General features: G+C 71.4%; 21 protein-coding genes. 10 read left to right on the forward strand and 11 right to left on the reverse strand.

From position 1 onward, the window contains the following. Positions 1–12: 12 nt before the first annotated feature. Both CKY28_RS05090 and CKY28_RS05095 read left to right on the forward strand, forming a co-directional pair. The gene (locus CKY28_RS05090) at positions 13–330 is read left to right on the forward strand and encodes a hypothetical protein (protein ID WP_095997249.1); all 318 of its coding nucleotides are present in this window, start codon (positions 13–15) and stop codon (positions 328–330) included. Continuing rightward, positions 327–1,856, forward strand: coding sequence for a methyl-accepting chemotaxis protein (locus tag CKY28_RS05095; protein ID WP_095997250.1), 1,530 nt, complete (start codon positions 327–329; stop codon positions 1,854–1,856). Before CKY28_RS05090 ends, CKY28_RS05095 begins: the two co-directional genes overlap by 4 nt. Before the next feature lie 4 nt (positions 1,857–1,860). Here the strand turns inward: CKY28_RS05095 and CKY28_RS05100 are convergent, their stop codons facing one another. Further along, positions 1,861–2,610, reverse strand: a complete 750-nt coding sequence (locus CKY28_RS05100) for an HAD-IIB family hydrolase (RefSeq protein WP_095997251.1) — start codon at positions 2,608–2,610, stop codon at positions 1,861–1,863. Positions 2,611–2,851: 241 nt separating this feature from the next. Between CKY28_RS05100 and CKY28_RS05105 the strand changes: the two genes are divergently transcribed. Further along, positions 2,852–4,135, forward strand: a complete 1,284-nt coding sequence (locus CKY28_RS05105; RefSeq protein WP_095997252.1) for a M20/M25/M40 family metallo-hydrolase — start codon at positions 2,852–2,854, stop codon at positions 4,133–4,135. 145 nt (positions 4,136–4,280) lie between these two features. Here CKY28_RS05105 and CKY28_RS05110 read toward each other — a convergent pair whose 3' ends face one another. From CKY28_RS05110 to CKY28_RS05125, 4 genes are all read right to left on the reverse strand, one after another. Then, positions 4,281–5,207, reverse strand: coding sequence for an RcnB family protein (locus tag CKY28_RS05110; protein WP_245841607.1), 927 nt, complete (start codon positions 5,205–5,207; stop codon positions 4,281–4,283). A 103-nt stretch (positions 5,208–5,310) separates the two neighbouring features. After that, entirely contained in the window at positions 5,311–5,793 is a 483-nt protein-coding gene (locus CKY28_RS05115; RefSeq protein ID WP_095997254.1) for a GAF domain-containing protein, read from the reverse strand. Further along, on the reverse strand, positions 5,794–6,192 hold the full coding sequence (arfB, locus tag CKY28_RS05120; protein ID WP_095997255.1) for an alternative ribosome rescue aminoacyl-tRNA hydrolase ArfB: 399 nt from the start codon (positions 6,190–6,192) through the stop codon (positions 5,794–5,796). It abuts the gene before it with no gap. After that, complete coding sequence (locus CKY28_RS05125) at positions 6,189–6,833, reverse strand: RluA family pseudouridine synthase (RefSeq protein ID WP_095997256.1); 645 nt, start codon at positions 6,831–6,833, stop codon at positions 6,189–6,191. The genes arfB and CKY28_RS05125 overlap by 4 nt, the downstream gene beginning before the upstream one ends. Here CKY28_RS05125 and CKY28_RS05130 point away from each other — a divergent pair. Further along, positions 6,828–7,598 (forward strand): M15 family metallopeptidase, encoded by a 771-nt coding sequence (locus tag CKY28_RS05130; protein ID WP_245841609.1) that lies wholly within the window; start codon positions 6,828–6,830, stop codon positions 7,596–7,598. The two genes, CKY28_RS05125 and CKY28_RS05130, sit on opposite strands and share 6 nt — an antisense overlap. Before the next feature lie 147 nt (positions 7,599–7,745). On the opposite strand, the gene wrbA is transcribed toward CKY28_RS05130, so the two are convergent. Beyond that, positions 7,746–8,348 carry an NAD(P)H:quinone oxidoreductase gene (gene wrbA, locus CKY28_RS05135; protein ID WP_095997257.1) on the reverse strand — a complete coding sequence of 201 codons (603 nt, stop codon included), beginning with the start codon at positions 8,346–8,348 and terminating at the stop codon, positions 7,746–7,748. A 114-nt stretch (positions 8,349–8,462) separates the two neighbouring features. After that, entirely contained in the window at positions 8,463–9,182 is a 720-nt protein-coding gene (locus tag CKY28_RS05140; RefSeq protein ID WP_095997644.1) for a pirin family protein, read from the reverse strand. A gap of 121 nt (positions 9,183–9,303) precedes the next feature. On the opposite strand from CKY28_RS05140, the gene CKY28_RS05145 reads away from it, so the two are divergent. The 3 genes from CKY28_RS05145 (at position 9,304) to ctrA (ending at position 12,287) form a co-directional block, all read left to right on the forward strand. Further along, positions 9,304–10,197, forward strand: coding sequence for a LysR family transcriptional regulator (locus CKY28_RS05145; protein WP_095997258.1), 894 nt, complete (start codon positions 9,304–9,306; stop codon positions 10,195–10,197). A gap of 215 nt (positions 10,198–10,412) precedes the next feature. Next, positions 10,413–11,498, forward strand: coding sequence for an AI-2E family transporter (locus CKY28_RS05150; RefSeq protein ID WP_095997259.1), 1,086 nt, complete (start codon positions 10,413–10,415; stop codon positions 11,496–11,498). 84 nt (positions 11,499–11,582) lie between these two features. After that, a complete protein-coding gene (ctrA, locus tag CKY28_RS05155; protein WP_095997260.1) occupies positions 11,583–12,287 on the forward strand; it encodes a response regulator transcription factor CtrA in 705 nt (234 codons plus the stop codon). 198 nt (positions 12,288–12,485) lie between these two features. Here the strand turns inward: ctrA and CKY28_RS05160 are convergent, their stop codons facing one another. Further along, positions 12,486–14,132 carry an amidohydrolase gene (locus CKY28_RS05160; RefSeq protein WP_425442484.1) on the reverse strand — a complete coding sequence of 549 codons (1,647 nt, stop codon included), beginning with the start codon at positions 14,130–14,132 and terminating at the stop codon, positions 12,486–12,488. 1 nt (position 14,133) lies between these two features. Continuing rightward, on the reverse strand, positions 14,134–14,994 hold the full coding sequence (locus CKY28_RS05165; protein WP_095997262.1) for an NAD(P)-dependent oxidoreductase: 861 nt from the start codon (positions 14,992–14,994) through the stop codon (positions 14,134–14,136). 56 nt (positions 14,995–15,050) lie between these two features. Between CKY28_RS05165 and CKY28_RS05170 the strand changes: the two genes are divergently transcribed. Beyond that, positions 15,051–16,298, forward strand: coding sequence for a threonine ammonia-lyase (locus CKY28_RS05170; RefSeq protein WP_095997263.1), 1,248 nt, complete (start codon positions 15,051–15,053; stop codon positions 16,296–16,298). Between the two features lie 294 nt (positions 16,299–16,592). Next, entirely contained in the window at positions 16,593–17,372 is a 780-nt protein-coding gene (locus CKY28_RS05175; protein ID WP_095997264.1) for an arginyltransferase, read from the forward strand. 153 nt (positions 17,373–17,525) lie between these two features. Here the strand turns inward: CKY28_RS05175 and CKY28_RS05180 are convergent, their stop codons facing one another. Both CKY28_RS05180 and CKY28_RS05185 read right to left on the reverse strand, forming a co-directional pair. Further along, positions 17,526–18,131 (reverse strand): thioredoxin family protein, encoded by a 606-nt coding sequence (locus CKY28_RS05180; RefSeq protein WP_095997265.1) that lies wholly within the window; start codon positions 18,129–18,131, stop codon positions 17,526–17,528. Positions 18,132–18,148: 17 nt separating this feature from the next. Next, positions 18,149–20,173 (reverse strand): protein-disulfide reductase DsbD family protein, encoded by a 2,025-nt coding sequence (locus CKY28_RS05185; protein ID WP_095997266.1) that lies wholly within the window; start codon positions 20,171–20,173, stop codon positions 18,149–18,151. Positions 20,174–20,320: 147 nt separating this feature from the next. On the opposite strand from CKY28_RS05185, the gene CKY28_RS05190 reads away from it, so the two are divergent. Beyond that, positions 20,321–21,958, forward strand: coding sequence for an alkaline phosphatase family protein (locus tag CKY28_RS05190; protein ID WP_095997267.1), 1,638 nt, complete (start codon positions 20,321–20,323; stop codon positions 21,956–21,958).

Genomic DNA, 21,958 nt, shown 5'->3' on the forward strand with positions numbered 1-21,958 from the left:
TAGACGCGGCGCATGGCTTCGCCCGCCCCGTCCCTGTCCCGAGCCGCGCTGGCGGTTCAGCTGGCCGTCGTGCTGGGCTCCGCGCTGCTCCTGGCCGGTCCGCCGGCGCAAGGCGCAATGCTGCTGGTGCCCACCACGGGCGACGCCGCGCGCGCGCTGGTGCCTCTGGCGGTCGATCGCGACGCCAGGCTCGTCGGATCGGGGCCGCTGCCGGGCTCGATGGTCGTCGCCGGGACACGGGCGCGACTCCTCCGGCCGATGCTGCGCGCTGGCGTGCTGGTGTTCGCGGCACCTCCCGCGGGCTGCCGCGAACCGCAGGGCGTCGCATGAGGTCGTCCGAGCTCGACCGGTTCCGCCGCAACGGCGTGCGCGTGCTCGCGATCGGCGGCTGGGCGGCGACGCTCGCGCTCACGCTGATCGGCTGGGCGGTCGGGCACGAGGGCCTCGGCACCGTGCTCGGCGTCGCGGTCGCCGTGAACGTCCTCCCCAGCCTCCACGCGCGCCAGGGCCGCCACGACGAGGCCGCGCGCCTCGCCGTCGCGACCATCGCCGCCGTCTATCCTGCGCTCGGCGTGTACCTGCTCCAGGGTCATGCCTGGCAGATGGACGGGCACATGTACTTCTTTGTCGCGCTCGCCGCCTTGACGGTCCTGTGCGACTGGCGGCCGATTGCGCTCGCCTCCGGCCTGATCGCGGTTCACCATCTCGTGCTCGAGTTCGCGGCGCCCGCCTGGGTGTTCGCCGGATCAGGCAACATCGCGCGCGTCATGGTGCACGCGGTGGCGGTGATCCTACAGTTCGCCGCCCTCGCCTACGTTACCCGCCAGCTCCGCCAGCTGATCATGCGTCAGGCGGAGATGCAGGCGAGCAGCGAGCGGCTCGCCGCCGAAGCGGTGGAGTCGCGCCGCGCCGTCGAGGACGCGCTCGCTCGCACCAACTTGGCCGAGTCGCGCGAAGCGGCCGAGCGCAGCCGCCGCGAAACCGTCGAGCGCGACGCCGCCGACGAGCGTCGGTGCGAGATGCTCGCCTTGGCCGACGCGTTCCAGGCGTCGGTCGCCGACATCGTGCTGTCGGTCGGGTCCGCGTCGGAGCAGCTCGACGACTCGGCGCGGTCGCTCCACCGGCTCGCCAGCGGCGCGACGCGCGACAGCGAGGCCACCGCGGCCACCGCGTCCAGGTCGTCGGCGCATGCCGGCCGGCTCGCGGATCAGGTCCGCTCGCTCACCGCCGCCGTGGCATCCATCGCCGACAGCGTCGAGGAACAGGCGCGCCTCAGCGGAGCGGCGCTCGACGCCTCCGCCTCCAGCCACGACGTCGTCGCCGCGCTCGCGCAGCGCACCGCCACGATCGGCACCTTCGCCAACTCCATCGGGCACATCGCGTCGCGCACCAACCTGCTCGCGCTCAACGCCACGATCGAGGCCGCGCATGCCGGCGAGGCCGGCCGCAGCTTCGCGGTGGTCGCGGGCGAGGTGAAGAGCCTGGCCGGCCAGACCCAGGGCGCCTCCAGCGAGATCCACGCGCTCGCCGAAACCGTCGCGGGCGGCGCGGGCGAGGTGAACTCGGCGCTCCAGGCGATCAACAGAACGATCGGCGAGCTGAGCCACGCCGCCGAGGCGATCCGCGAAGAGGTACGTCGCCACGGCCACACCGCCGCGACGCTGGAATCGACGGCGCAGAGCACCGCGGCCGACGCGGACGCGATCGCCGCCGAGATCTCCGCCGTCGCGCGCGTCGCGGAGGACACGGCCACGTTGTCTGCCCAAGTCTCCGACGCGGCGAGCGGCCTGACCGACACCGCCCAGCGCCTACGCGCGGCGACCGAGCGGTTCGTGGCGCAGCTGAAGGCGGCCTAAGCTCCTACTTCTGACACGCCACGATCGCGCTGATCACGGAGATCGTCTCCTGCGGGTCGCGCACGCGGACCGTGTCGAGCCCTAGCGTGAACGCCGGATAGTCGTTGCCGCCCGGGAAGATCGCGTCGCCGATGAACATCATGGCGTCGAGCGGGATGCCCGACGCGTCGCGGAGCTTCTTGAGGCCGTACGCCTTGTCGACGCCCTCCTGCGTGATGTCGATCGAGGTCGCTCCGCCCATGTTGATCGACAGGCCGGGCAGGCGCTGGCGCAGGTCCGCCTGGATCACCTTGCGCTTGGCGAAATCGGGGTCCCAGTGCTCCTTGGCCTCGAGCGGCGCCTGCTGGCCTAATGCGGAGAAGGTGATCTGTGAGCCCCTGTCCTCGATCCGCTCGCCCCAGGTCTGCTCGGGCACGAAGCCGGTCGCTTCGAGCGACGCGTCGAACGCGTCCAGGATCTTGCGCTTCTGCTCGTCGGTGAAGAGTTCGGCGTAGACCGGGGACCAGCCGCCGCCTTGCGTGAACGTATAAAGCTTGGTGCCGGTGGTCGGCATCAGCCACAGCCGCGTGCGGTCGGCACGCTCGGGCAAGCGGGAGGCGACCTGCTTGTCGAACTGCGGCCAGTCACCCCCCGAGATGACGGCGACGTGCGCCACGCCGAGCAGGTCGGCCAGCGCCTCGCCCATGTCGGGCTGGAGCGGCTGCTTGCTCAGCGCGAGCGTGCCGTCGAGGTCGAACGCGACCAGCTGCTTCATACGAGTCCCTCTTTCCTGCTGCGGGCGCGGCCGTAGCCGCTGCCATCTAACAGGTGAAGGCCACCATTCCACCAACCCGTCACCCCGGCCTTGAGCCGGGGTCCATACGCGACACCTCGGTTCGCGGAGGCGCTTTCGGATAAACGGACGCGCGTGGATGCCGGAGCAAGTCCGGCATGACGGCAAGTGAAAGCGACGTCGCTCTTGAGCCCGCCCGCGAAACCCGCCACTCCCCTCGCCCATGTCCCTCATCCTCCTCCTCGTCGCCCAGGCCGCCGCCCAGCCGTCCACCGCCCGCCTTCGCGCCGACGTGGAGGCGATGGTCGGGTTCGGTACGCGCCACACGCTTTCCTCCGCGACCGACCCCAAGCGCGGGATCGGCGCGGCGCGGAACTGGGCGGCGTCGCGGTTCCAGGAGATCAGCCGGGATTGCGGCGGCTGCATCACCGTCGAGCGCCAGTCGCGCCGCTTCACCGGCCCGCGCGCGCCGAACGGCGTGATCGTCGAGAACGTGCTCGGCATCCAGCGCGGGCGCGACCCGAACCGCTACGTCATCATCGGCGCGCATATCGACAGCCGCGTGACGGGTGAGATGGACTTCACGTCCGACGCGCCGGGCGCGAACGACAATGCGAGCGGCGTGGCGCTGGTGTTCGAGGCCGCGCGGGCGCTCTCCAAGCGGCAGTTCGACGCCAACATCGTCTACGCCGTCTTCTCCGGCGAGGAGCAGGGCCTGTGGGGCGGCACGCTGCTGGCCGAGACGGCGCGGGCGCGCGGCTGGCAGGTGAGCGCGATGCTCAACAACGACATCGTCGGCAACTCGGTCGGCCAGGGCGGTGTGCGCAACGCGCGTGAGGTGCGCGTCTTCTCCGAAGGCATCCGCGCGTCGGAGGAGCTGGTCGAGCAGATGCGCCGCCGCGGTGAAGGCGGCGAGGACGACGGCCCCAGCCGCGCGCTCGCCCGCCTGATCGACGGCGAGGCGGAGGAGTTTCGCGGCGGGCTCGACGTGGTGCGCGTCGGCCGGCCCGACCGCTTCGGCCGCGGCGGCGATCATGAGCCGTTCCTGCGGCTAGGCTATCCGGCGGTGCGCTTCAGCGTGGCGAACGAGAATTGGGATCGGCAGCACCAGGACCTGCGCACCGTGGACGGCGTCGAATATGGCGACACAGTCGAAGGCATGGATTTCGACTATCTGGCCAAGGTAACCGCGATCAACATCCGCAGCGCCGCGCGCGTCGCCGCCGCGCCGGGCGCGCCGGAGAACGCATCGATCGGCGGCGCGCTGAGCCGCGACACGGTCGTCAAGTGGAACCCCGTCCCCGGCGCGCGACGCTACCGCGTCCGCTGGCGGCGTACCGATCGCGAGGACTGGACGAACGCGCAGGACGTGACGGGCGCGACCACGGTGACGCTGCGCCAAGTGCCGGTCGACGATCACTATGTCGGCGTGTCGGCGGTGGGCGCGGACGGGAGCGAGAGCCTGGTCAGCTTCGCCGGGCGGGAGCAGACCCCGGCGCGACGTTAGACGTCAGGCCCTCCTCCGTCACCCCGGACTTGATCCGGGGTCCATGCGCGTTCCTGTTTGCGATCGGTGCGCATGTGAATGGCGGACGCGCGTGGATGCCGGGTCAAGTCCGGCATGACGGCGATCGCAGATCAGGCGGGCGACCTCACCGCGTCTTGTACTTCGACCGGTGCACCGGCCTCCGGTATACCCTCTTCGCCGCCGGGCGGGAGTAGGTCACGACCTCGTCGTGATACTCGGTCGTCGTGGTGGTCGTCGTCACCGAAGGCTGCGTCGTCACGGTGACGGTGGTCACGCCGGGCCCGGCGTAGATCACCTGGCTGCCGCCCGCGGGCACGGTGTAGGTCTGCACGGTGGGCGCGCCGTAGCCGCCCGCATACCCGCCATAAGCCGGCGGGGGCGGAGGCGGGTAGCCCGCGCCGTAGGGCGGCGGGGGCGGCGGCACGCGGCCCCGGTCCTCCGCGCGGTCGACGGCGTAGCCGGTGATCGCGCCCACGCCGCCGCCGATCAGCGCGCCGCCGAGCCGGTCGCCGCGCCCGGCCACCGCCGCGCCGAGCGCCCCACCCGCGACCGCGCCGATCGCGGCGCCGCCCAGCCCGTCGTCGCGCCGCTGATAGAGGCGCGGGTCGAAATTGCCCTGCGGATAGGGTGCGGGCGGATAAGGAGCGGCGTCGGCGTAATACTGGTCCTGCGCGTAGGTCCAGTTCACGCCCGACTGGACGTCGAACACCGTGCCGCGCGCGTCGATCAGCACCGCGTCGTCGTGGTAGCGGACCCAGTTATACCCGACCGGCGGCTGCGGCAGACCGTAGCTCGCCCAGTCGAACACGTAATGTTGCGGCGTGTTGTAGGCGGGCGGCACGAACTGCCCGCGCGCCAGCCGCCGATAGGGCGCGTGCGCGACCGGCGCCGGCCCGTGATGCACGACGGGCGGCGGCGCCTGGTGCGTCGTCACCGTCGTTCCCGGCACCGGGTAGCGGGCGCCCGGCCCGTGAACGACGACGCGGTCCTGCGCGAGCGCCCCGCCCGACAGTCCGACCAGACACACTCCCGCGATCAACATCGCCCGCATCGTGACCTCCCGAATATGGCGTGCAGCGCCAACGCCCGACATGCTTACCACGTTGCTTACGTCTCGCGGAAGTCGGTGCGCGCCCGCAACGACCTGTCCCGAATCAGGTCAGCCGCTCGGCCAGCATCGCCGCCAGCGCCTCGCACCCGCGCGCATCCTCCTGGTCGAAGCGGGCGGGCTCCGGGCTGTCGAGGTCGAGCACGCCCAGCACCTCGCCGCCGCGGATCAGCGGCACGACCAGCTCCGACCGGCTCGCCGCGTCGCAGGCGATGTGGCCGGGAAAGGCGTGCACGTCCTCGACCAGTTGCGTCGCCCGCTCGGCGACCGCCGTGCCGCACACGCCGCGGCCGACGGGGATGCGGATGCACGCCGCCTTGCCCTGGAACGGCCCGAGCACGAGCTCGCCGCCCACCATGCGGTAGAAGCCCGCCCAGTTCAGGTCCGGCAGATACTCCCACAGGAGCGCCGCCGCGTTCGCCATGTTGGCGACCGCGTCCCGCTCGTCGGCGGTGAGCGCGTCGAGTGCGGAGAGCAGGTCGCGATAGAGCTCCGCCTTGGAGCCAGCGGCGATGTCGAACTGGTACACTTAGTCTAGCCTTACTCTGCTCCGCCCGGCTTTCACCTGGGAACGGCCCTTCTTCTCGTCCACCCGCTTCGCCTTGGCGGCGCGCGTGGGCTTGGTCTTGATGCGCCGCGCCTCGCGCTTCTCTGCCTCGGCGAGCAGCTCGGCCAGGCGCGTCCGTGCGTCCAGCCGGTTCGCCTCCTGCGTCCGGTGGCGCTTGGCGGTGATCACCAGCGTGCCGCCCGCCGTCAGCTTCGAGCCCGCGACCAGCTTCAGCCGTCGGTACGTCTCCGGGTGCAGCCCGAGCCGGAACACGTCCACGCGCAGCTGGCACGCGGTCGCGACCTTGTTGACGTTCTGCCCGCCCGGCCCGGTGGCGGCGAGGAAGCGCTCCTCGATCGCGTCCTCCGGCACGTCGATCACGGCATCGCATCCGCGAAGCGCTCCGGCGTCGGCGCCTCCGCCTCGACCGGCGGCTTGCCGTCGCGAGGGATCCGCAGCCCCGCCGCGTGCAGCATCATGCCCTCGCGCATCGCCCGCCCGTACACCGGATCGCCCAGCACCGCCGCGCCCAGGCCCGTGGCGGCGTGGACCCTGATCTGGTGCGTCCGCCCCGTCTCCGGCCGGAACTCGACGAGCGACCGTCCGCCGCGCGTCTCGAGCAGCCGCCATCGCGTCCGCGCGACCTTTCCCTTGGGGTCGGCGACGATGCGCCAGCCCGACTGCGGCGAACTCACCTTGGCCAGCGGCAGGTCGATCACGCCCTCTTCCCCGTCCGGCACGCCGTCGAGTATCGCGAGGTAGCGTTTCTCGACCGCGCCCGCTTCGAACGCCCGCTGAAACCGGGCATGGGCGCGATCGTTGCGCGACAGGAGCAGGCATCCGCTCGTGTCCCGGTCCAGCCGGTGCACCGCGCGGGGGAGCCGGCGAAATCCGAAGGTGAGCGACTGTAGGTGGTTTTCCAGACTGAGCGACCCGTCGCGCGGGGGATTGACGGGCAGCCCGGCGGGCTTGTCGATCACCAGGGCCTCGCCGTCGAGGAACAGGACGCGGTCGGGGTGCACGGGCGCGCCCGTGCCACGTTCGCACGGGTGGGCGCAACAACGCTGCTCCTGCTCGCCAGCCCGGCCTGGGCGCAGTGCGGCGGCGAGGCCGCGCCGATCGGGGCCGACGGACGCATGCTCGGCCACCTGCCCTACGGCGACGCGGCGGAGTACGACCTAGCGGACGCGCCGACCGGCTTCGCGCTCAATCGCTGCCGCGTCCGGCGCGAGGTGCTGCCCGACCTCCAGCGTCTGCTCGCCGCGGCGGCCGCCGACCCGCGCACGGGCGGCGTGATCCGCGGGCTGTCCTGCCACCGGCCGATCAGCCACCAGCGCGAGGTCTTCTGCCGCGAGCGCGGCACCGACCGCGAGTGGCGCGCCATCTCCGCGGCACCCCCGGGCCATAGCGAGCACGCGACGGGCTACGCGATCGACTTCGCGATCCGCCCCTCGCCCAACTGCCCGGACGTGGAGGCGTGCATGGCGGCGCTGCCCGCCGCCCACTGGCTGCGCGAGAACGCGACGCGCTTCGGTTTCGAGCAGAGCTTCCCCACCGCCAACGGCCAGCGCGTGAAGTGGGAGCCCTGGCACTGGCGCTGGGTCGGCACGAGCCGGACCGCGCCCGGCGCCGCGCGGGCGCGATTCGCTTTCGCCCGGGCGCGCAAGGAGTTCCCGGCCGACCCGGGCCTGGTCGACCCGCCGCCCGTGGTCCGCACCATCGCGGAACCCCCGCCGCCCCCGTCCGCGCCGGTAGAGGACAAGCGCAAACGGAAGCGCCGCCGCTAAATCCTCCCCCGCTTACAGCGGGGGAGGGGGACCGCGCCCATAGGGCGTGGTGGTGGGGGTACCGGGCGATGCCGCATCCCGTAGCTCCCCCTCCACCAGCTTCGCTGGTCCCCCTCCCCCGCCGTGGGCGGGGGAGGAATTTGGACGTTAGCCGAACAGCTTCGCCGCGGTCTGCGCGACCCTCCGGCCCTGATACCGCGCGCCGCCCAGGTCGGCCTCGCTCGGCTGGCGCGTGCCCTGATTGTCGGCGATCGTGGTCGCGCCATAGGGCGAGCCGCCCTTGACCTCCTCGACACCCATCTGCGCGCCGTAGCCGTAGTCGAGCCCCACGATCGTCAGCCCATGGTGCAGGAGGTTCGTGATGACGGAGAAGAGCGTCGTCTCCTGCCCGCCATGCTGACTGGCCGTCGAGGTGAACGCCGCGCCGACCTTGCCGATCAGCGCGCCCTTGGCCCAGAGCCCGCCGGTCGTGTCCCAGAAGGTCGCCATCTGGCTCGGCATGCGGCCGAAGCGCGTGGGCGCGCCAACGATGATCGCGTCATACTCCGTCAGCTTGTCGACTGACTCGATCTCCGGGTGCGAGTGGTCAGTCTTGAAGTGCGCCTGCGCGATCACCTCGGTGGGGGCGGTCTCGCGCACCCGGCGCACGTCCACCTCCGCGCCGGCCTCGCGCGCGCCCTCCGCCACGGCGTCCGCCATCTGCGAGATGTGGCCGTAGGACGAATAGTAGAGCACCAGGACCTTGGTCATTCTTCACTCCCTTCTCTAGTTTCGTCACCCCAGCGAAAGCTGGGGTCGCGGGCCAGGAGCGCACCCGGCCCGAACCACGCGATCCCAGCGTGCGCTGGGATGACGAGTTAAGACTTATTCCGCGTCGACCAGCACGATCTCCGCGTCCTCCAACGCCTCGATCGCGACCGTCTGCCCGCCGCTCAGCGCGACGCCGTCGCGCGCGTCCACCGGCTCGCCGCCGACGAGGAGCTTGCCCGTCGCGGGAACGAGATAGGCGTGCCGCCCCTCGCCGACTTTGTGCTCGACGCGCTCGCCCGCCCGGAGCGTCGCGCCCATGACGCGCGCGTCGGCCCGGATCGGCAGCGCCTCCGGATCGTCCCGGTATCCGCTCGCCAGCGCTACGAACCGGCCCGAGCGCTCGCCCTTGGGAAAGGGCTTGGCGCCCCAGCTCGGGTTACCGCCGGACGTGCGCGGCATGATCCAGATCTGGAAGATGCGCGTCGTCTCGGGCTCCAGATTGTACTCGGCGTGGCGCACGCCCGAGCCCGCGCTCATCACCTGCACGTCGCCCGCCTCTGTGCGGCCCTTGTTGCCCATCGAGTCTGCGTGCGTGATCGCGCCCGAGCGGACATAGGTGATGATCTCCATGTCGCGGTGCGGGTGCGGCGGGAAGCCGCTATTGGCGGCGATCTCGTCGTCGTTCCACACGCGGATCGCGCCCCAGCCCATGCGGTCCGGATCGTAATAGTTCGCGAACGAGAAATGATGCCGCGCGTTGAGCCAGCCATGGTCGGCATGGCCCAGCGTCTCGAACGGGCGGCGGTCGATCTTGGTCAGGGTATCGGTGGTCATCGCAACCTCCATGATGTTGACCGCAACATAGGGGCCGCGAGGGTGCGGAAAATAGAAACGCTGGAAACCGATCGTTTCTCATTCTAAATTCCTCCCCCGCTCACAGCGGGGAGGAATTGCGATGACGACCCGCCTGCCCGATCTCGAAGCCTGGGCGATCTTCGCCGCGGTCGCGGAGAACCGGTCCTTCTCCGCCGCCGCGCAGGCGCTGGGCCTGAGCAAGGCCACCGTGTCCAAGGCCGTGTCCCGCCTGGAGGCGCAGATCGGCCAGTCGCTGTTCCACCGCACCTCGCGCCGCCTCGCACTCACGGAGGCGGGCCGGCCGCTCGCCGAGCGCGCCGCGCGCATGCTGGCCGAAGCGCGCGGCGCGGAGGAGGAGGCGAACGACGCCGCCTCCTCGCCCGCGGGCCGCGTCCGCGTCGCGGCGCCCATGAGCTTCGGCGTGCTCAACATCGCCCCCGTACTCGCGAGCTTCCTGGAGGCGCATCCGGGCGTGGAGATCGACCTGCACCTGTCGGACGCGCGCGTCGACATCGTCGCCGAAGGGTTCGACGTCGCGCTGCGCATCGCCGACCTGCCCGACAGCTCCTTGCGTGCCCGCAAGCTCTGCTCGATCCAGGTGCACATCGTCGCGTCGCCGGCCTACCTCCAGCGCCACGGGCGGCCGCTCCACGCGGGCGACCTCGCGAACCACCGGCTGCTCGGCTACAGCAACGTGACCGGCCCCTGGCGCTTCCGGCACCGCGACGGGACGGAGGTCGCGGTCGAGTGCCGCGGGCCGCTCACCGCCAATAGCGGCGACGCGCTCGTCCCCGCGCTGCTCGCCGGGCTGGGCGTGACGCGTCTGCCGGGGTTCATCGTCGGCCCGTTCATCGAGTCGGGCGCGTTGGAGGCGATCCTGCCCGAATGGACCCCGCCGCCGATCGCGCTCCACCTGCTGACCCCGCCCGGCACGCTCCGGCCCGCGCGGGTGGAGGCGCTGATCGAGTGGCTGGCCAAGCACTTGCGGGATTGATGCAAGTGGCTGTCGCGCGGGCGTGAAACCTGCCAGCGTGGGCGGGTGAACGTGATTCGCCCTCAGTTCCTCCCCTGCAAGGGGAGGGGGACCAGCCGAAGGCTGGTGGAGGGGTGTCCCCCTCCGGTCGGACGGGGACACCCCTCCGTCACGCCTACGGCGCGCCACCTCCCCTTACAGGGGAGGATCGAGATATCGTCCTTCAGCTCAGCATTATGAACCGCCTCCGCCCCGACGCGGACGACGTGCGGTTCGTTCGCCGGCTCGTCCTCGCCATCCTCGTCGTCGCGGTCGCGGCCGCGCTTTACCGCGCCGCCGACCTGCTCATCCTGGCGTTCGGCGCCGTGCTCGGCGCGATCGCGATCCACGCCGTCGCCGACCTGCTCGAGGACCGCGCGAACGTCCCGGAGAAGCCCGCGCTCGGTCTCGCCATCGCCGTCCTGCTCGGCCTCGGCTTCGCGATCGTGTGGCTGTTCGCCGTCGGCTTCCGCGAGCAGGTGGAGGTGCTCGTCACGCGCCTGCCCGGCATCGTCGACCAGTTCGCGGCCTATCTCTCCACCTCGCCCGTCGGCGCGCGCGTCGTCCAGGCGGTGGAGGCCGCCTTCGCCGGCAGCCGCATCGCGCGCGACATAGGCGGGCTCGCCACCGGGGCGGGCGAGCTGGCGCTCAACACGCTGCTCGTGCTCGTCGGCTCCGTCTTCTTCGCCGCCAATCCGGGCGTGTATCAGCGCGGGTTCCTCTTGATGGTGCCCCCGGCCAAGCGCCCCGCCTTCGACGACGCGCTCTACGACACCGCCGCGACGCTCAGGCTGTGGCTCCGCGCACAGCTCATCCAGATGACGAGCATGGGCGTGCTCGTCGGGCTGGGCCTATGGCTCGGCGGCGTGCCGTCGGCGGCGATGCTGGGGCTGCTCACCGGCCTGTCGGAGTTCATCCCCTATGTCGGCCCCGTCGCGGCGATGCTGCCCGCGCTCGGTCTCGCCGCGACCCAGGGGACGGACGCGATCGTCTGGACGGTCGCGACCTTCGCGATCGTGCGGCTCGTCCAAACCAACCTCATCACGCCCTACGTCACCGGCCGCGTCGTCAAGATCCCACCCGCGGTGACGCTGTTCGCGATCCTGGCGATCGGCACGGTGTTCGGCGTCTTCGGCCTGTTCTTCTCCGCCGCGCTGCTGGTCGTCGCCTACACGCTGATCCGCGCGCTCTACTTGCGCGAGGTGCTGGGTGAGCCGATTCCCAAGGCCGAGCACGAAACGTTGATTTTTGATCGACGGTCCAAGCGCATAACCAGAAATTAACCTTTTGCGTTCAGATGTCGTTTGGTTAATGAATTCCGGGTCGGCCAGGGGTGGATACGGGGCCGCGAACGGGGGGACAAACTGATGCGCGTTCTGCTGATCGAAGACGAACCGACGACCGCCAAGGCGATCGAGCTGATGCTCACGACCGAGGGGTTCAACGTCTACACGACGGACCTGGGCGAAGAGGGCTTGGACCTCGGCAAGCTCTACGACTACGATATCATCCTGCTCGACCTGAACCTGCCGGACATGCACGGCTACGACGTGCTGAAGAAGCTCCGCGTCGCCCGCGTGCAGACGCCGGTGCTGATCCTGTCGGGCGTCAACGAGATGGACTCGAAGGTCCGCTCCTTCGGCTTCGGCGCCGACGATTACGTCACCAAGCCTTTCCACCGCGAGGAGCTGGTGGCGCGCATCCACGCCGTGGTGCGCCGCTCCAAGGGCCACTCGCAGTCGGTCATCCGCACGGGCAAGCTCGCGGTCAACCTCGACGCCAAAACGGTCGAGGTCGACGGTGCCCGCGTGCACCTGACCGGCAAGGAATATGCGATGCTGGAGCTGCTCTCGCTCCGCAAGGGCACGACGCTGACGAAGGAGATGTTCCTGAACCATCTCTACGGCGGCATGGACGAGCCCGAGCTCAAGATCATCGACGTCTTCATCTGCAAGCTGCGCAAGAAGCTCAGCCTGGCCTGCGACGGCGAGAACTACATCGAGACCGTCTGGGGCCGCGGCTACGTGCTCCGCGAACCCGACGAGATCGCGCCCGCCCAGCAGGTGGCGTAAGCTTTCCCGTCCAAGGGCAAAGGAGCCGCGGCGTCGGGGGGCGCCGCGGCTCTTTTCGTTGGACGATGGCCGCAACATCATCCCCCATGCGTCACCCCGGACTTGTTCCGGGGTCCATCGTCGTGCGGACGATCCGGCCGGAGTGCGCGTACAGCCATGGACCCCGGAACAAGTCCGGGGTGACAACGGGATTGGGCCTTAACGCCGCTCCCAAACCTTCTGCCCGCCGACCCAGGTCTGCAGCACCTGCGTCGCGCGGAGCTCGGTCGGGCTCGCCAGCGTGGGGTCGCGGTCGACGATGATGAAGTCGGCCGCCATGCCGGGCGCGAGGCGGCCGAACTTGTCCTCCGCGAAGCCGGCGTAAGCCGCGTCGGTCGTAAACCCGCGCCAGGCCTCCTCGCGCGTTACGCGCTCCTGCGCCTGCCAACCGCCGAAGGGCTGGCCCGCCTCGTCCTGGCGCGTGAACGCCGCCGCCCAGCCGGCGAAGGGGTCGGGCTTCTCGACCGGATAGTCCGACCCGAACGCGAGACGCCCGCCGGCCGCGAGCACCGAACGCCAGGCATAGGCTCCTTGCAAGCGGTTCGGCCCCAGCCGCGCCTCCGCCATGGTGCGGTCGCTCGTCTGGTGGACGGGCTGCATGGAGGCGATGATGCCGTTCCGCCCGAGCCTGCGGAGGTCGACGGGGTCCACCACCTGCGCGTGCTCGATGCGCCAGCGGCGGTCGCCCTTGTAGGTGTCGACCAGCTCCTCGATCGCGCCGAGCACCTGCTCGTTGGCGCGGTCGCCGATCGCGTGGACGGCGATCTGGTAGCCGTCCATCGACGCGCGCACCATCAGGTTGCGGATCAGCGTGTCGGACATGAAGCCCAGCCCGCGCTCGTTCGGCGCGTCGTGATAGGGCGCCTTGAGCCACGCGCCGCGCGAGCCCAGCGCGCCGTCGCCGTACAGCTTGACGCCCACCAGCTTGAGCTTGTCGCCGTAGAGCCAGGGCGTCGGCCCCGTGCCGCCGATGCGGATCGTGTCGTCGAGGCCCGCGCCGTAGCTCATGATGCGGACGCGCAGGCCATTGAGGTCACCCAGGCGGCGATAGGTCTGCCACGCGTCCATGTCGGTGCCCATGTCGGCGGTCGCGGTGATCCCGCTCGATAACAGAAGCTCCTGCGCCTTCAGGAAGGCGGCATTCATGTCCTTGGCGCTCGGCTTGGGCACGGACTTCTCGACGAGCGCCTCCGCCGCGTCGACGAAGACGCCGGACGGCTGGCCGCCCGCCATCTCGATGCGACCGCCCGGCGGCGACACGCTCTTAGCCGTCACGCCGGCCGCACGCATCGCGGCGGTGTTGGCCCAGCTCGCATGGCCGTCGGCGCGCTGGAGCCAGACGGGCCGGTCGGGCACCGCCTGGTCGAGCTCGGCGGCGGTCGGGAAGCGGCCCAGCGCCCAGCGCTCCTGGTTCCACCCCCGCCCGACGATCCAGGCGCGTTCCGGATTGGTGCGGGCGTACGCCGCGATCTTCGCCTGCGCTTCGGCGAGCGAGCGCGTGTCCGACAGGTCGAGGGTCAGCGCGTTGAGCCCCAGCCCCATCACGTGCCCGTGCGCGTCGACGAAGCCGGGCACCATCACCCGCCCCTTCATGTCCGCGCGCCAGTCGAGCTTCTCCGGCCGCTTATCGCGCCCCTGCAGCAGCCGCGTGACCTTGCCGTCCGCGGACACGAGCAGCCCCGTGAACCGCTGCACCCGCCCGTCCTTGTCGAGCGTCACGCCCGTGACGTTGTCGATCAATCCGTCCGCCCATGCGGGCGCGGGCAGCAGCGCGGCCGCCGCCAGGAATACGCTACGCAACCTCACGCTATCGCAACCTCCGCACGAGCGCGCTGGTATCCTGGCGCCCTCCGCCCATCTTCTGCACCTCGGCGTAGAACTGGTCCACCAGCGCCGAGACCGGCAGCGTCGACCCGTTCCGCCGCGCCTCGTCGAGCGCCAGCCCCAGATCCTTGCGCATCCAGTCGATCGCGAAGCCGAAGTCGAACTCGCCCCGCGCCATGGTCGGCCAGCGGTTCACCATCTGCCAGCTCTGCGCCGCGCCGCCCGACACGGCGTCGAGCACCTTGTCCAGGTCGAGCCCGCTGGCTTGCGCGAACCGCAGCGCCTCCGACAGCCCGCCCAGCACGCCCGCGATGCAGATCTGGTTGACCATCTTGGTCTGCTGCCCCGCGCCCGGCCCGCCGATATGGACGATCCTCGCCGAATAGGCCTGCATGGTTGGCTCGGCCGCCGCGAACGCTTGCGGGCAGCCGCCGCACATGACGGACAGCTTGCCGTTCTCCGCACCCGCCTGCCCGCCGCTCACCGGCGCGTCGAGCACGAGCAATCCCTTGTTCGCGCCCTCTCCCGCCAGCCGCCGCGCGATGTCGGCCGAAACCGTCGTGTGGTCCACGAACAGCGCACCCTCGCGCATCGCCGCGAACGCGCCGTCCGGCCCCAGCGTCACCTGCGCCAGGTCGTCGTCGTTGCCCACGCAGGCGAATACCGCGTCCGCCCCGTCCGCCGCCGCCGCGGGCGTGTCCGCGACCGCGCCGCCGTGCTCCTCCGCCCAGGCCTCCGCCTTGGCGCGCGTGCGATTGTAAGCGACGACCTCGTGTCCCGCCCGGACCAGGTGCCCCGCCATCGGCGCGCCCATCACGCCCGTGCCCAACCATGCGACCTTCATGGGTGTCGCGCATAGGAGGTGTTCCCCACCCGCGCCAGATGGTCTAGCCCGCGTCCATGGCCACCCAGCGCGTCGCGTCCGTCCCGTCCGACCTCCCCGTCAGCCTCGCCGACGTGCGCGCCGCGCATGAGCGCATCCGCGACGCGATCGTGCGCACGCCCACGCTGGTCAGCCGCACGCTGTCGCAGATCACGGGCGCGACCGTGTACCTGAAGTTCGAGAACCTCCAGTTCACCGCAGCCTACAAGGAGCGCGGCGCGCTCAACACGCTGCTCCAGCTGTCGGACGAGGCCAAGGCCAAGGGCGTCATCGCCGCATCGGCAGGCAACCACGCCCAGGGCCTCGCCTACCACGCCAACCGCCTGGGCGTGCCCGCCACCGTGGTCATGCCCCGCACCGCGCCCATCACCAAGGTGACGCAGACCGAAGGCCACGGCGCGACCGTGGTGCTGCACGGCGAGACGTTCGACGCCGCCTTCGCCCATGCCCGCGAGCTGGAGGCGCGCCACGGCTACACCTTCGTCCACCCCTTCGACGACCCGCGCATCATCGCCGGCCAGGGCACCGTCGCGGCGGAGATGCTGGACGACGTGCCCGCGATCGACACGCTGGTGACCCCCATCGGCGGCGGCGGGCTCATCAGCGGCATGGGCGTCGTCGCCCGCGCGTCCGGCCGCCCGATCGAGGTCGTCGGCGTCGAGGCCGAGCTCTACCCGTCCATGTACAACCGCCTCCACGGCACCGACATGCCCTGCGCCGGCGACACGCTGGCGGAGGGCATCGCCGTCAAGGAGCCGGGCGGCGTGACCTCGGTGATGGTGCGCGAGCTGGTCGACGAGATCCTGCTCGTCTCCGAGCGCAACCTGGAGGAGGCGGTCAGCCTGCTCCTCCAGATCGAGAAGACGGTGGTCGAGGGCGCGGGCGCGGCGGGCCTCGCCGCGCTGCTCGCCTATCCCGAGCGCTTCCGCGGCCGCACGGTCGGCGTCGTGCTGTGCGGCGGCAACATCGACACGCGCCTTCTCGCCAACGTGCTGCTCCGCGACCTCGCCCGCTCCGGCCGCCTCGCGCGCCTGCGCATCCGGCTCCAGGACCAGCCCGGCCAGCTATTCGGCGCAATCAGGCTGTTCGATCAGGAGCGGGTGAACATCATCGAGGTCTACCACCAGCGCGTCTTCACCAAGCTCCCCGCCAAGGGCCTGATCGCCGAGATCGAGTGCGAGACCCGCGACCGCGCGCACCTCGACCGCCTGATCGCCGCGCTGCGGGGCGCGGGGTACGAAGTGGGGCTGGTAGAACCGGGCTAAGCAATTTCCTCCCCCGCAACGCAGTTGCGGGGGAGGGGGACCGCTCGCGTAGCGAGTGGTGGAGGGGGAGCGACGGGATGCGGCATCGCCCAGTACCCCCTCCACCAGCCTGCGGCTGGTCCCCCTCCCCCGCTGTGAGCGGGGGAGGATTTTCATTCGCGCGGAATCGCTTTTCAGCGACCCCCGACCGCATTAACCCTCTTTCGTGGTAAAGCCGCTTTTCACGGCGGCCCAGCCGATTCATATACGCCCAAGCACCCGCTTTCCGCGGCCAAACAGAGAGGTTCGACGGCGGTGACCGCGCCATTCCGTTTCCCGCGCTTCTTCGTCACCAGCCCGTCCCCCTGCCCCTATCTGCCGGGCAAGCAGGAGCGGAAGGTGTTCACGGAGCTGACCGGCCCGCACGCCGGCGAGCTCAACGACGCGCTGGGCCGGATCGGCTTCCGCAGGAGCCAGGGCGTCGCCTATCGCCCGTCCTGCGCGGGCTGCAACGCCTGCGTTTCCGTCCGCGTCGTCACGCCCGAGTTCAAGCCCAACGGCAGCCAGCGCAAGCTCCTGAAGCGCCACGCCGACTTGGCGGTCGCCGCCTGCCGCGCCTGGGCCACCGACGAGCAGTACCAGCTGCTCCGCCGCTATTTAAAGGCGCGCCATCCCACCGGCGGCATGGCGGGGATGGACGAGGACGATTACGCCGACATGGTCGAGCACTCGCCCGTCAACTCGCTCATTATCGAGTATCGCGAGCCCTCGCCCACCGGCCGCGGCCGGCTCGTCGCCGCGTGCCTCACCGACCGCCAGGCGGACGGGCTGTCGATGATCTACAGCTTCTTCGCCGCCGACGACCCCAACCGGCCGGGGCTCGGCAACTTCGTCATCATGGACCACATCCTGCGCGCCCGCGACGCGGGGCTGCCGTACGTGTACCTGGGCTATTGGGTGAAGGGCTCGCCCCGCATGGCGTACAAAACGCGCTACCGCCCGATTGAGGTACTGGGCCCGGCGGGCTGGCGGCTGCTGGACGACGACGCCGAACCGGCGGCGGGCACGCCGGTTCGGATGACGGTGCGGGCCTGATCCCTTAGTTCCTCCCCGGCACGGGGAGGGGGACCGCCGGCCCTCTTGGGCCGGTGGTGGAGGGGCCTCTCGACGGGAGCGCCCGTCGCAACCGCCCCTCCACCACTCGCTACGCGAGCGGCCCCCCTCCCCAGCTAGCTGGGGAGGATCGGGTCACCCCGCGTACTTCACGCTGCACCCGTAGGGCCGCGTCTCCGCCACCGACACGGGCTTGCCCGCCCGCATCTCGCTCAGCGCCGCCAGTACGTGATTGCGCGCGCCCTTGACGTCCGCCTGGTCCGCGGTCGGCTTGTCGTCGATCCCGCCCTGGTAGCGCAGCACGCCGCGGCCATCGATCACGTACATGTGCGGCGTCGTCTTGGCGGCGTAGCCCTTGCCGACGCGGCCCTCGGGGTCGAGCAGGTACGCCGTCGGCTGCGCCTTGGCCTGCGCCACGAACGCCCGCGCCTCCGGACCCGTCATGTATCCCTGCTTGCCCGGTGCGCCCGAGTTGATCGTCAGCCACACCGCGCCCTGCCGCTTCGCGGCCGCCTGGGCGCTCTGCATGTTTCCGCTGTCGTAATGCTTCTTCACATAAGGGCAGCCGGGGTTGTTCCACTCGAGCACGACGGTGCGGCCCTTGAAATCGGACAAGGTCACCGGCTTGCCGTTCGCGTCCATCAGGCGGAAATTGCCCGCGGGCTGGCCCGTCTGCTGCTGGGCCATGGCGGGGCCGACCGCGACGGCGGCGGCGAGTGCGGCGAAGACGATCGGACGCATATCTGTTCTCCCTCTCACTAGCCCCGCCGTTCCCCGGCCAGGGCGGTCAATGTCGCGGGCGTCAGCACCTGCGGCAGCACGCGGGGCGACGCTTCACCCGGCGCGTACCATAGGTAGAGCGGCACGCCCGCCCGGTTGTGCCGCTCGATGAAGCGGCCCAGTTCCGCGTCGCCGTCGGTCCAGTCGCCGACGAGCACGGCTACCTTCTTGCTGGCGAACTCGTCGCGCACCGCGGAGCGGTTGATCGCGCCCGCCTCGTTGACCTTGCACGTCAGGCACCAGTCGGCGGTGAAATAGGCGAAGACCGGCCGCCCCTCCGCGCGCAGGCTCGCCAGCTTCGCCTCGGTGAAAGGCTCGTCGGCACCGGCGACCGTCTCCTGCGCGGGCGCGGCGCGGGGCACGGTTAGCGCGCCGCCGATCGTCAGCGCCGCGGCGGCGCTCATCGCCAGCGCGACGCCCCTGCCCCGCCGCTGCCGCGCGCCCGCGAACCACAGCGCGAAGCCGACGAGCAGCGCCGCGCCCAGCCCCCAGGTGATCGCACTGTTGCCCGCCATCTCGCCGAGCAGCCAGGCGAGCGCCAGAGCCGTCAGCCACATCGGGATCGCCAGGATGCGCCGGAACCGCTCCATCCACGCGCCAGGCTTGGGCAGCCGATTGCGCAACGCCGGTACGAAACCGAGCAGCAGGAACGGCAGCGCCAGCCCGAGCCCCAGCCCGGCGAACACCGCGAGCGCGGCCGCGGGCGGCAGCACGAGCGCCGCGCCCAGCGCCGCACCCATGAACGGCCCCGTGCACGGCGTCGCGACGAACGCCGCCAGCGCGCCCGTCGCGAACGCGCCGCCGCTGCCGCCATGGCCGACGAACTGCGGCGTCGGCACCTCGAACAGTCCCGACAGGTTGAGCGCGATCGCCACCGTAAGTGCCAGCAGCACCACGATCACGCGCGGGTCCTGCAGCTGGAACGCCCAGCCCACGGCCGAACCGCCCGCGCGCAGCGCCAGGATCGCCGCGCCCAGCCCCAGGCACACGAGCACCACGCCGGCCGTGTAGGCCAGCGCCTCGCCCCGCGCCGTCCGCGCGTCCGCGCCCGACCGCGCCAGGCTCAGCGCCTTGAGGCTCAGGATCGGGAACACGCAGGGCATGATGTTGAGCAGCAGCCCGCCCAACACCGCGCCACCGAAGGCGAGCAGCGCCCCCGACCAGGCTGCGTCGCCCGACGCCTGCTCGGCGGCGACGGCCACCGGACCCGGCTTGGCCGTCAGCGCGAAGCCCTGCCCTTCGCCCGTCGCCAGCACGCCCTCGATCACGCCCGGCGGCGTGCCGACCGCCGCGGCCGCGGTCTCGATGAGCAGCCGATCGCCCGAGCGCCAGACTTTCTGCGGCGCGGCGAAGTCGATCGCGCCCTGCTGGAGCGGGAAGAAGTACGCCTCGCCGAGCGCGGCGTCCGCCGGGAACGGCACCGCCATTCGGAAGCGCTTGTCGGCGACCGCGAATCTCGCCTCGCTCCCGAGCGGCTTGGGGAAGGTCCGCCGCCACCCGTCGAACCGCGCCCGCGTCGCCGGCTCGATCGCGCCGTCGCCGACCGTCAGCTCGGTCCGCAGGCTCGCCTTTTCCGGTACGCAGATCTCGACGGTGCAGACGAGATAGTCGGCCTGAACCTGCACCGGCAGCTTGCTGCCCGGCGCGAGCCCGGCGGGAACGGCCACATCCACGAACTGCACCCAGGGCCGCTCATAGACATAGTTCATCAGGCCCGACACGAGCAGCCGGCTCGGCACCGGATATTGCAGCGGCCCCGCGGTGACGCCCTGCGGCAACGACCATTTGAGCGTCGTCTCCACGCCCGCGTCGCCGCCGTTCTTCCAGTAACCGTGCCAGCCCGGCTCCGGCGTCGACACGAAGGCGAGCGTGACGGTGCCGCCCGCCGCCGGCCGCGCGGTCTCCGGCACCAGCTCCATCGCGACGTGCCGGTCGCCCGGCGCCTGCGCCAGCACGGGGGCGGCGATCAGCGTCAGCAATAAGCACAAGAGCGCCCGGATCATGGCCGAAGCATGCCGGGGCGCGGGCCGGGGGCGCAACAACGGTTCGACGGACGGTCGTTCGTCGGCGCGCGACGCAACGCGCGGATCATTGCCGAAACCTCATGCGCAATACATAGCGCGCCGCAACGACCTCCCCAAGGACCCCGCATGAAAGCGCTCCTCGCCGCCCTGCTCGTCTCCGCCACCGCGCCGCTCGCCGCGCGGACCGCGCCCGCTGCCGAACCGGCGCCCGCCCCTCGAACCCCGCCCAAACTGATCGTCGCAGTCTCGGTCGACCAGCTCTCCGGCGACCTGTTCCAACAATATCGCGAGCACTTCACCGGCGGCTTCGCGCGCCTACTGCAGGGCGCGGTGTTCCCCTCCGCTTACCAGGGCCACGCCGCGTCGGAGACCTGCCCCGGCCACTCCACGATTCTGACGGGCACGCACCCGGCGCGGAACGGTATCATCGCCAATACCTGGGTCGACCAGAACGCGCCGCGCCCCGACAAGCTCGTCTACTGCGCCGAGGACGAGCGCGCGCCGGGCACCGACCATTCCAAGAACTACGTCTCCTCCGTCGCGCACTTGAAGGTGCCGACACTGGGCGACCTCATGAAGACGCGCGACCCGCGCAGCCGCGTCGTGTCGGTGGCGGGCAAGGACCGCGCCGCGCTGATGATGGGCGGGCGGCGCACCGACGAGATCTGGTTCTGGAAGAACGACCGGTTCGAGACCGTCCAGGGCCGCCTCACACCGCCCGTCGTCGAGCGGGCGCAAGCCGCCGTCGCCGATCTGATCGCCCGCCCGCAGGCTGCGTTGCCGCTCCCCACTCACTGCCGCCCGCTCGACCGCGCGATCCGCATCGGCGAGCAGACGCTCGGCCGCGGTCGCTTCGAGCGCAAGGCGGGCGACGCCCGCGCGTTTCGCGCCTCGCCCGCCGCCGACGCCGCGATGCTCTCGCTCGCCGCAGGTTTCGCGCAGGAGCTGAACCTGGGCCGCGGCCCCGCGACCGACCTCCTGATCGTGGGCGCGTCGGCGACCGATTATGTCGGCCACAGCTTCGGCACCCAGGGCACGGAGATGTGCATCCAGATGGCGGAGCTCGACCGCGCGCTCGGCTCCTTCTTCGACGTGCTCGACCGCACGGGCGTCGATTACCAGGTGGTGCTCACCGCTGACCACGGCGCGCACGACGCGACCGAGCGCCAGCAGGTCCGCGCCATGCCGATGGCGTCGCGCATCGTCCCCGAGCTGTCGACCAAGGCCATGGCGGCGGGCATCGCGCGCGACCTGAAGCTGTCCGGCCCCGTGCTGCTTGCGGCCGAGGGCGACGTCTATGTCGACCGCGCGCTCCCGCCCGCGACCCGCGCGCGCGTGCTCGCCGAGGCGAAGCGCCGCTACCTCGCCCAGCCGCAGGTCGCCGCCGCCTACACCCGCGCGGAGATCGCCGCGACGCCGCTGCCCACGACTCCGCCCGAAACCTGGTCGCTGCTCGAGCGCGCCCGCGCCAGCTTCGACCCCGAGCGCTCGGGCGACCTGCTCGTCATGCACAAGCCGCGCGTGACCCCGATCGACCGCCCCGGCCCCGGCTACGTCGAGACGCATGGCAGCCCCTGGGACTATGACCGCCGCGTCCCCCTTCTCTTCTGGCGCCGCGGCCAGCCCGCCTTCGAGCAGCCGCTCTCGGTGCAGACGGTGGACATCCTCCCCACCCTCGCCGCGCCGCTCCGGCTCGGCACGCCGGGCATCGACGGCCGCTGCCTCGACCTCGACCCGGGTGAGGCCGACACCTGCCGGCTCTGA

The organism is Sphingomonas lenta (assembly GCF_002288825.1).
In the GTDB taxonomy this organism is placed as follows: domain Bacteria; phylum Pseudomonadota; class Alphaproteobacteria; order Sphingomonadales; family Sphingomonadaceae; genus Sphingomonas; species Sphingomonas lenta.

What these genes read in the sequence shown, in the direction of transcription:
- CKY28_RS05090 (WP_095997249.1), top strand. Translation starts at nt 13, where the DNA reads ATGGCTTCGCCCGCCCCGTCCCTGTCCCGAGCCGCGCTGGCGGTTCAG.
- CKY28_RS05095 (WP_095997250.1), top strand. Translation starts at nt 327, where the DNA reads ATGAGGTCGTCCGAGCTCGACCGGTTCCGCCGCAACGGCGTGCGCGTG.
- CKY28_RS05100 (WP_095997251.1), bottom strand. Translation starts at nt 2,610, where the DNA reads ATGAAGCAGCTGGTCGCGTTCGACCTCGACGGCACGCTCGCGCTGAGC.
- CKY28_RS05105 (WP_095997252.1), top strand. Translation starts at nt 2,852, where the DNA reads ATGTCCCTCATCCTCCTCCTCGTCGCCCAGGCCGCCGCCCAGCCGTCC.
- CKY28_RS05110 (WP_245841607.1), bottom strand. Translation starts at nt 5,207, where the DNA reads ATGCGGGCGATGTTGATCGCGGGAGTGTGTCTGGTCGGACTGTCGGGC.
- wrbA (WP_095997257.1), bottom strand. Translation starts at nt 8,348, where the DNA reads ATGACCAAGGTCCTGGTGCTCTACTATTCGTCCTACGGCCACATCTCG.
- CKY28_RS05140 (WP_095997644.1), bottom strand. Translation starts at nt 9,182, where the DNA reads ATGACCACCGATACCCTGACCAAGATCGACCGCCGCCCGTTCGAGACG.
- CKY28_RS05145 (WP_095997258.1), top strand. Translation starts at nt 9,304, where the DNA reads ATGACGACCCGCCTGCCCGATCTCGAAGCCTGGGCGATCTTCGCCGCG.
- CKY28_RS05150 (WP_095997259.1), top strand. Translation starts at nt 10,413, where the DNA reads ATGAACCGCCTCCGCCCCGACGCGGACGACGTGCGGTTCGTTCGCCGG.
- ctrA (WP_095997260.1), top strand. Translation starts at nt 11,583, where the DNA reads ATGCGCGTTCTGCTGATCGAAGACGAACCGACGACCGCCAAGGCGATC.
- CKY28_RS05165 (WP_095997262.1), bottom strand. Translation starts at nt 14,994, where the DNA reads ATGAAGGTCGCATGGTTGGGCACGGGCGTGATGGGCGCGCCGATGGCG.
- CKY28_RS05170 (WP_095997263.1), top strand. Translation starts at nt 15,051, where the DNA reads ATGGCCACCCAGCGCGTCGCGTCCGTCCCGTCCGACCTCCCCGTCAGC.
- CKY28_RS05180 (WP_095997265.1), bottom strand. Translation starts at nt 18,131, where the DNA reads ATGCGTCCGATCGTCTTCGCCGCACTCGCCGCCGCCGTCGCGGTCGGC.
- CKY28_RS05185 (WP_095997266.1), bottom strand. Translation starts at nt 20,173, where the DNA reads ATGATCCGGGCGCTCTTGTGCTTATTGCTGACGCTGATCGCCGCCCCC.
- CKY28_RS05190 (WP_095997267.1), top strand. Translation starts at nt 20,321, where the DNA reads ATGAAAGCGCTCCTCGCCGCCCTGCTCGTCTCCGCCACCGCGCCGCTC.